This window comes from Phenylobacterium sp., from assembly GCF_037189685.1.
Taxonomy (GTDB): Bacteria; Pseudomonadota; Alphaproteobacteria; order Caulobacterales; family Caulobacteraceae; genus Phenylobacterium.
In genome coordinates this window covers 24,406-32,421 of sequence record NZ_JBBCIT010000038.1, presented here as the reverse complement: position 1 = coordinate 32,421, position 8,016 = coordinate 24,406, and the positions used below count along the sequence as shown (strand labels likewise).

Annotated in this window: 8 protein-coding genes; 2 read left to right on the top strand and 6 right to left on the bottom strand. The window is 71.3% G+C overall.

The features are described 5' to 3' along the window. Positions 1-88 precede the first annotated feature (88 nt). The 4 genes from WG212_RS20225 to WG212_RS20210 are packed head-to-tail and all read right to left on the bottom strand — an operon-like array spanning position 89 to position 3,340. Positions 89-1,087, bottom strand: coding sequence for an aldo/keto reductase (locus tag WG212_RS20225; protein ID WP_337188927.1), 999 nt, complete (start codon positions 1,085-1,087; stop codon positions 89-91). Between the two features lie 51 nt (positions 1,088-1,138). Further along, positions 1,139-1,510 carry a DUF4180 domain-containing protein gene (locus WG212_RS20220; protein WP_337188926.1) on the bottom strand — a complete coding sequence of 124 codons (372 nt, stop codon included), beginning with the start codon at positions 1,508-1,510 and terminating at the stop codon, positions 1,139-1,141. Positions 1,511-1,535: 25 nt separating this feature from the next. Further along, positions 1,536-2,195 carry a Type 1 glutamine amidotransferase-like domain-containing protein gene (locus WG212_RS20215; RefSeq protein WP_337188925.1) on the bottom strand — a complete coding sequence of 220 codons (660 nt, stop codon included), beginning with the start codon at positions 2,193-2,195 and terminating at the stop codon, positions 1,536-1,538. 2 nt (positions 2,196-2,197) lie between these two features. After that, positions 2,198-3,340: an aminotransferase class I/II-fold pyridoxal phosphate-dependent enzyme gene (locus WG212_RS20210; RefSeq protein ID WP_337188924.1), complete on the bottom strand. Its 1,143-nt coding sequence runs from the start codon at positions 3,338-3,340 to the stop codon at positions 2,198-2,200. 99 nt (positions 3,341-3,439) lie between these two features. Between WG212_RS20210 and WG212_RS20205 the strand changes: the two genes are divergently transcribed. Next, complete coding sequence (locus tag WG212_RS20205) at positions 3,440-4,720, top strand: MFS transporter (RefSeq protein WP_337188923.1); 1,281 nt, start codon at positions 3,440-3,442, stop codon at positions 4,718-4,720. Positions 4,721-4,788: 68 nt separating this feature from the next. On the opposite strand, the gene WG212_RS20200 is transcribed toward WG212_RS20205, so the two are convergent. Beyond that, positions 4,789-5,661 carry a TauD/TfdA family dioxygenase gene (locus tag WG212_RS20200; protein ID WP_337188922.1) on the bottom strand — a complete coding sequence of 291 codons (873 nt, stop codon included), beginning with the start codon at positions 5,659-5,661 and terminating at the stop codon, positions 4,789-4,791. A 74-nt stretch (positions 5,662-5,735) separates the two neighbouring features. Between WG212_RS20200 and cobS the strand changes: the two genes are divergently transcribed. After that, positions 5,736-6,737 (top strand): cobaltochelatase subunit CobS, encoded by a 1,002-nt coding sequence (gene cobS, locus WG212_RS20195; RefSeq protein ID WP_337188921.1) that lies wholly within the window; start codon positions 5,736-5,738, stop codon positions 6,735-6,737. A gap of 557 nt (positions 6,738-7,294) precedes the next feature. Here the strand turns inward: cobS and WG212_RS20190 are convergent. Continuing rightward, the gene (locus tag WG212_RS20190) at positions 7,295-8,014 is read right to left on the bottom strand and encodes a hypothetical protein (protein ID WP_337188920.1); all 720 of its coding nucleotides are present in this window, start codon (positions 8,012-8,014) and stop codon (positions 7,295-7,297) included. Positions 8,015-8,016: the final 2 nt, after the last annotated feature.

The window sequence follows — 8,016 nt, the reverse complement described above, 5'->3', positions numbered from 1 at the left end:
CCCTTCGGGGGAGGACCTGGATCATCGCTCCTCCCCCGCACGCGGGGGAGGTGGCCGCGAAGCGGACGGAGGGGGCGCGATCGGACCCCTACTCCCCCGGCATCCGCTCGGTGTCGACCGAGGCCTGGAGCTGGGGCGAATAGCGCGAGCCCGTGACGGTGTCGCCGTTCACCGTAGCGTCCACCCGGGCGATGATGTCGGGCGAAAGCGTCAGGTCGGCGGCGGCGGCGTCCTCGCGCATGTGGTCGGGGCTGGTCGTGCCGGGGATGGGGACGATGTCGTCGCCCTTGGCCAGCAGCCAGGCCAGGCAGAGCTGGGCCGTCGTGCAGCCGGCGTCGCGCGCGATGGCGGCGAAGGCGTCGTAGAGGCGAAGGTTGGCGGCCAGCGCCTCGCCCTGGAAGCGCGGCATGGCCAGGCGGATGTCGCCCGCCTCCAGGCCGGCCGGGTCGTGCGCGCCGCCCGCAAGGAAGCCGCGCGCCACGGGCGAGAAGGCCACGAACGCCACGCCCAGCTCGCGGCACGCTTCCAGCACCGCAATCTCGGGATTGCGGGTCCACGGCGAATACTCGGTCTGAAGCGCCGTGATCGGATGGACCGCGTGCGCACGGCGCAGGGTGTCGGCCGAGATCTCGGAAAGTCCGATCGTGCGGATCTTGCCGGCCTTCACCAGGTCGGCCAGGGCGCCCACGCTGTCCTCGATCGGCACGCTGCGGTCCAGGCGGTGCAGGTAGTAGAGGTCGATCACGTCCACGTTCAGCCGCTTCAGGCTGACGTCGCAGACGGCCTTGATCACCTCGGGCCGGCCGTTGACGCCGCGTTGGGTCCCGGTCGCGTCCGTCAGCCCGCACTTGGACGCCAGCACGAAGCGGTCGCGATGCGGCCCCAGCACCTCGCCCACCAGCGTCTCGTTGTGGCCCAGGCCGTAGACGGCGGCGGTGTCGAAGAAGGTGTAGCCGGCGTCCAGGGCGCCCAGCAGCACCTCTTCCGCCTGCTTGCGCGGCGGCGGCGATCCGTAGGCGTGGCTCAGGCTCATGCAGCCCAGGCCGATGGCCGACACCTCGAACGGACCGATCCGACGCTTCTGCATGTACGCGCTCCCTGGCTGAGCCCGCGAGAGACGACAGGGAGGCGCAGGAGGTCAACCCTGGCTGGCGATCTTCGCCTCCAGCGCGGCCATGTGCTCCACGAACCAGACGTGGCGCCCGCGATTCGATTCGCGCACGAAGTCGCGCAGGGCGTCGCTGGCCGCCACCGGGCCCGAGACATCGCCGACGAAGGCGACCTTGAGGCCGTAGTTCACGAACTTCTGGATCGCTTCACCGGCCTTGCGGTTGCTGAGCACGAGGAAGTCCGGCGCCAGACGTCCCACCGGTATCGCCACCACGGCCGCGCCGGCGCCCAGCGCCTCGCCCACGAAGTCGGTCGCCGACCGCTCGCCGTCCAGCGACGGGCCGTCCGGCGCACACACGTAGACCGCCACCGCCGCGATCGTCTGCAGGACACCTGTCATTCCCCGGCCCTCCTCCGCGCCGCCTTCACGCCCGCCCCGCGTGCAGATCCAGGGTCTCGCCGGTCTGGATCAGTACGTCGCCGTCGCGCAGCGTCCGGTGCGGGATGCGGTTCGCCGTCATCCAGGCGGCCGCGGCCTCGGCGGCTTCCGACTCGGGATGGTCCGAGCGCCAGTGGGGTACGATGGCGCCGTCGATCAGGCCCAGCCCTTCCCAGACCGGCTCGGGCGCATAGCCCTCGGCGAGGACGGCGGGGTCGTCCATCAGGTCCAGGCCGCGCAGCGTCGGGCCGGCCACGCAGGCGCCGGCGCTCCAGCCGCCGTAGGCCAGCCGCCCGGCCCAGACCAGGCCCGGCGCCAGGGCGTCGAAGCCGCTCTGCCGCATCGCCCGGCGCAGCAGGAAGGCGTTGCCGCCGGTCGCCCAGACCAGGTTCGTCCGCTCCAGCTCGGCCAGCAGCGCCTGGGGCCGGCGGAAATAGGCCCTGAGGTCCAGGTCGTACGCGTCCAGGCCGTGGGCGCGCAGCTCGGCGATGGGGTCGTGGACCTTGCGGCGGTAGGCCTCGCGCTCATCCGGTGGGATGAAGTCCACCGCGTTCGAGATCACGCCCGCACGCCCGCCCGGCCCCGCCATGCGGACCAGCTCCGCGAAGCTGTCGCCCGTGCGCCAGGACGCGAGGTAGAGCCGCACCCTCAGGCGGCCTTCGCCCAGGCCGCCTGGAACCACGGCGTCAGCCGCCGGAGGGCCTCCTCGATCTCGGGCGTCGAGACGGCGAAGCTCAGGCGGATGAAGCGGCGGCCCTCGACGGGGTCGAAGTCGATCCCCGGCGCCGTGGCGACGCCCGTGTCCTGGAGGAGCCGCTTGCAGAAGGCCAGGCTGTCGTCCGTCAGCCCGCCCACGTCCGCCCAGATGTAGAAGGCGCCGTCCGGCGGCGCGATGGACTTCAGGCCCAGCGCCGGCAGCGCGGCCAGCAGCAGCTCGCGGTTGCGCCGATAGGTGGCGACATGGCCTTCCAGTTCGTCGCGGCAGTCCATCGCCGCCAGGGCCGCGTGCTGGGCGAGCGACGGCGCGGTGAGGAACAGCGCGCCCATGTAGGCCACCGCCCGCGACGCCTGCGCCCTGGGCACGATCAGCCAGCCCAGCCGCCAGCCCGCCATGCTGAAGTACTTCGAGAAGCTGTTCACGACGATGGCGCCCGGCTCGAACTCCAGCATCGAGCGCGTCGGCTCGCCGTAGCTCAGGCCGTGGTAGATCTCGTCGGAGACGATGCGGATCCCCCGCTCGCGGCAGACGCGGGCGATGGCCTCCAGCTCGGCGGCGGGGATGATGGTGCCGGTGGGATTGGCCGGGCTGGCCAGGATGACGCCGGCCGGCGCGGGATCGAGCGCCGCCAGCGTCGCCGCCGAAAGCTGGAACCGTTCGTCCGGACCGCAGGGGATCTCCAGCGCCGTCAGGTTCAGCGCCTTCACCGTGTTGCGGTAGGCGACGTAGCCCGGCCGCGCCATCGCGATCACGTCGCCGGGCGCGAACGTGGACGACAGGGCCAGCACCAGCGCGGGCGACGCGCCGCAGGTGAGCGTGATCCGGGGCGGCTCCACCGTCACGCCATAGGTCTCGGCGTAGTGGCGGCAGATGCGGGCCTTGAGCGGCGCGCTCTCCCAGTAGCCCATGCCGTCGGTGTCCAGCACATGATGCGCCGCCGCGAGGGCGGCGGCCGGCGCGCCGGTGGACGGCTGGCCGAACTCCATGTGGATCACGCTGCGCCCCTCGGCCTTCAGCCGGTGCGCGAGGCCGCTGACGGAGATGGCGTGGAACGGATCGATCTCGGCGCTCATGGCGATGGCCTAGCCCATCGGCCGCCGCCACGCCATGCGCCGCTTGACCGCGAGGCCCGGCTCGGCGAAGCGGGACGCGCGAAGATGGGGGGATGTTCCGTGGCAGCGATCGACGCCGGCGCAGGCGGCGCCTCGAACCGCCGGGTGCTGGCGGCCAGCCTGGTGGGGACGGCGGTCGAGTTCTACGACTTCTACATCTACGCCACCGCCGCAGCGCTGGTGTTCGGCCCGCTCTTCTTCCCCTCGGCGTCGCCGACGGCGCAGCTCATGAGCAGCTATGCGACGTTTGCGGTGGCGTTCTTCGCGCGGCCGGTGGGGGCGGCGTTCTTCGGACACTTCGGCGACCGGATCGGGCGCAAGTCGACGCTGGTGGCGTCGCTGATGACCATGGGCGTCTCGACCCTGCTGATCGCCTTCCTGCCCACCTACGCGATGGTGGGCTGGGTCGCGCCGGCCCTGCTCTGCCTCCTGCGGTTCGGCCAGGGTTTCGGCCTGGGCGGCGAGTGGGGCGGGGCGGCGCTGCTGGCGGTCGAGAACGCGCCGCCGGGCTGGAAGGCGCGGTTCGGCATGTTCCCGCAGTTGGGCGCGCCGGTGGGCTTCATCGCCGCCAACGGCCTGTTCCTGCTGCTGGGCCTGTTCCTGTCGCCCGAGGCGTTCCAGAGCTGGGGCTGGCGGCTGCCGTTCCTGGCCAGCGCGATCCTGGTGGGCCTGGGGCTGTGGGTGCGGTTGCGGATCGGCGAGACCCCCGCATTCCGGAAGGCGGCGGCCGAGGCCGCGCCCAGCCACGTGCCGATCGCCGAGGCCATCCGCCGCCATCCCGGCGAACTGCTGTGCGGCACCTTCGCGGTGGTGGCCTGCTTCGCCATCTTCTACCTCTCGACGGCCTTCGCCCTGGGCTACGGGACCACCACGCTGGGCCACGGCCGCGAGACGTTCCTGATGGTCCAGCTCGGCGCCATCCTGTTCCTGGCCGCCGGGATCGTGGCGGCGGCCTGGTGGTCGGACATGGCCAACCCGCGCCGGGTGCTGATCGCCGGCTGCTTCGCCACCGTGGCCGTGGGCGCGGCGATGGGGGCGATGATGGGCGCGGGCTCGCTGGTGCTGATCTGGGCCTGGCTGTCGGCGGCGCTGTTCGTCATGGGCTTCGTCTACGGGCCGCTGGGCGCGTTCCTGCCCAGCCTGTTCCCGCCGCGGGTGCGCTATACGGGGGCGTCGATCGCCTTCAACGTCGGCGGGATCATCGGCGGCGGCCTGGCGCCGATGGCCGCCCAGCTCCTGGCCGACCGCGGGGGCCTGGCGCCCGTGGGCCTCTATCTGGTGGCGGCCGCGGTCCTGAGCCTGGCGGGCCTCCTGCCGCTGAAGCCGAAGCACGCGGATTGAGTTCCCCCTGGAGTGTCATTCCGGTTTCGGCGGAGCCGAAGACCGGGATGACACCGGAGGGGTGGGAATCAGACCGGGACGTCGCCCGCCACCGTCGTGCGGTGCATGACCCGCAGGTGGCCGTCGTAGCCGCCCTCGGCGAAGTGCATGGTGCAGCGGTTGTCCCACATCAGCAGCATGCCGGGCCTCCAGGTGTGGCGGAGCCGGTACTTCTCCTGCAGCAGGTGCTTGTAGAGGAAGCCCAGGACGGCGTCGGCCTCCATGTCGGTCAGGCCCTCGACGCCGACGGTGTAGGTCGGGCTGACGAACAGCGCCTTGCGGCCGGTGACCGGATGGGTGCGGACCAGCGGGTGCGGGTGGGTCTTGTCGGCCTCGGCGGACGAGATGATCTGCATCGTCCGCTTCTCGGTCTCGCGGGCGAAGAGGCCGTCGGCGCCGTAGGGGCGGCCCGCCGAGTGGATCGCCCGCAGCGGCGCCAGCATGGCCTTCATCGTGTCCGACAGGTCGGCGTAGGCGCGGGCCGCATCCACGAACAGCGTGTCGCCGCCGACGGGGGGCGTGACCTCGGAGCGGAGGATGGTGGCCGAGGGCGGCGCAGGCTGGAAGCTCCAGTCCGAGTGCCAGCCGCCGCCGAAATTGGGCGCCTTCTCGTCGGGCTCGCGGCGCAGCTCCAGCACGTTGGGGCGGCCGGGCATGGGCGCGATGAAGGGGTCGTCGCCGAACGGCCCGATCTGGAGGGTGAAGGCCTCCAGCTCGTCGAGCGTCAGCGGCTGGTCCGGGAACGAGAGCACCGCGTGCTTCGCCCAGGCGTCGCGGATCGCGGAGAGCGCCGCAGGCGCCAGCGGCCGGGCGAGGTCGACGCCGGTCACCTCGGCGCCGAAGCCACTTTCCCGGGGATGGACCTGGATCGCGCGGTCCGAAGCGGGAGCTTCCTTGAGCATCACGGGGCCTCCTCCGTTTCTTGTCAAAACACCTGTTTGCGTCCGCCACGGCAAGCCTGTAATCGAACCCCGCCATGGCCGCTTTCGAAACCGACGAAGACAAGCTGATCACACTCGCGCCCGACCGGGAGGTCGACGCACGCGAGACCTTCGGCGTGGATTTCGACATGAAGGTCCCCGCCTTCGGCGAGCGCGACCCGCACGTGCCGGACATCGACCCGGCCTACAAGTTCGACCCCGAGACGACGCGCGCGATCTGCGCAGGCTTTGCCTACGACCGCCGCGTGATGGTCCAGGGCTATCACGGCACGGGCAAGTCCACCCACATCGAGCAGGTGGCCGCGCGTCTGAACTGGCCGATGATCCGGGTGAACCTGGACAGCCACATCAGCCGGATCGACCTGGTCGGCAAGGACGCCATCGTCCTGAAGGACGGCAAGCAGGTCACCGAGTTCCGCGAGGGCATGCTGCCCTGGGCGCTGCAACGGCCGATCGCCCTGGTGTTCGACGAGTACGACGCCGGCCGCCCCGACGTGATGTTCGTGATCCAGCGGGTGCTGGAGGCCTCGGGCAAGCTGACCCTGCTGGACCAGAACCGGGTGATCCGGGCCAACCCTTACTTCCGCCTGTTCTCGACCACCAACACCATCGGCCTGGGCGACACCACCGGCCTCTATCACGGCACCCAGCAGATCAATCAGGCGCAGATGGACCGCTGGTCCATCGTCACCACGCTCAACTACCTGAGCCACGACGTCGAGGCCGAGATCGTGCTGGCCAAGGCCACGGGCTACGACACGCCCGAAGGCAAGCGGACCATCAACGCGATGGTGCGTGTGGCCGACATGACCCGGAACGCCTTCATGAACGGCGACATCTCGACGGTCATGAGTCCGCGGACGGTGATCACCTGGGCCCAGAACGCCGAGATCTTCGGCGGCGACATCGGGCTCGCGTTCCGCATGACCTTCCTCAACAAGTGCGACGAGCTGGAGCGCGGCACCGTGGCCGAGTTCTTCCAGCGCGCCTTCGGCCAGGACCTGCCGGAAAGCACCGCCCGAGTGCGGGTGGCGTAGGCTCGCCGGCGGGCGGAGACCTCCGACCACGTTCGGGTCGCGCCTCGCGCGTGCGCCGGGTCCGCCGGATGGGCGGGGGCTTGGTCATGGAATCGCGGGAACGCGAGCGGACGCGGAAGGCGCAGCCTAACCTTCCGCGATTCTCTGAATGCAGGGCGCTGATAGGCGGTTGAGCGGGACGTGTGCGCAGGCAGCCCCCTTCCACCCTGCTGCGCAGGGTTCCCCTCCCCCGGTGGGAGAAGGTGGCCCGCGCAGCGGGGCGGTGTGGTGGGCGCAGGCCTGTCCTGTTCGATGCGCCGCAGGCGCGTCGCATTCAAACCGCGAACGAACGCGAAGGGGCGCGAACAGTTCGAGCAGGCTGGGCGCGTTCGCGTCCTTCGCGTTCGTTCGCGGTTGAATCCCGCGGCGCCGCGCGCCTCCGGGGGGAAAGGCTCGCGCTTCGCGTGGTCCACGGAGGCGCACGGAGACACACGGATACGGATGAGCACGGCCTCGGCGTTGGGGGTGCGGGGTCTACGCTCCCGCCCCGGAAGCCATCCCTGCAAGGGAGGGAGGGCTTAGCTGGAGTTGAAGGGGTGGTCGGGGATGACGCGCCTGGGCCAGTGGGCGAAGGGGTCCGGACTGGGCGGGGAGATCGGGCCGCGCGTTGCGCGGTCCACGGATTCGCACGGAGACACACCGATGGGGGTGTCGGCGTCATCCGTGTGGATCGGTGTGCATCCGTGGACAGGTTCAGGCGGGGCCGCCTGCGGCGGCTGGGGCTCGGGCCGGAAGACCTCGCGGGCTTCGCCTTCGATGAGGTCGTCGCCGGAGCCGTCCCCGGTATCCTCGTCGTCGAGGTCCATGAGGGTGCGGGCGCGGCGGATCTGGGCGCCGAGGTCCTCGTCCAGGAAGTCGGGCCTTTCGATCCAGTCCCAGGCCTCGTCGTGGAAGCGTTCGGCGACGTCTTCGCGTTCGGCGGGATCGTAGCCGGCGTCCTGGGCGGCGTCGCGGACGGCGTCGGCCAGGACGTCAAGCCTCTCGGCGCGGGCCAGGCGGTCAGGATCGGGACGGGATTCGGAGCGTTCGGCGCGCTGGCGTCTCAGGCGATCCTTCAGCGCCAGGGTCTGGCGCAGGGACCGGGCGAGGCCGCGGTAGGCCCTGGAGAGTTCGGGGATGTCCTTGGCCTCGGCGGCCATGAGGGCGCCGTGGGCCTTCTCCGCGGCGGAGAGGTCCAGCGCGGCCAGCCGGTCCAGCGTGGCCAGCGAAACCACGTCGATGTCGGGTCCCTCGGACATGA

Bases quoted from the DNA above. Each gene is read 5' to 3' on its own strand.
- WG212_RS20225 (WP_337188927.1), bottom strand. From the start codon at position 1,087: ATGCAGAAGCGTCGGATCGGTCCGTTCGAGGTGTCGGCCATCGGCCTG.
- WG212_RS20220 (WP_337188926.1), bottom strand. From the start codon at position 1,510: ATGACAGGTGTCCTGCAGACGATCGCGGCGGTGGCGGTCTACGTGTGT.
- WG212_RS20210 (WP_337188924.1), bottom strand. From the start codon at position 3,340: ATGAGCGCCGAGATCGATCCGTTCCACGCCATCTCCGTCAGCGGCCTC.
- WG212_RS20200 (WP_337188922.1), bottom strand. From the start codon at position 5,661: ATGCTCAAGGAAGCTCCCGCTTCGGACCGCGCGATCCAGGTCCATCCC.
- cobS (WP_337188921.1), top strand. From the start codon at position 5,736: ATGGCCGCTTTCGAAACCGACGAAGACAAGCTGATCACACTCGCGCCC.
- WG212_RS20190 (WP_337188920.1), bottom strand. From the start codon at position 8,014: ATGTCCGAGGGACCCGACATCGACGTGGTTTCGCTGGCCACGCTGGAC.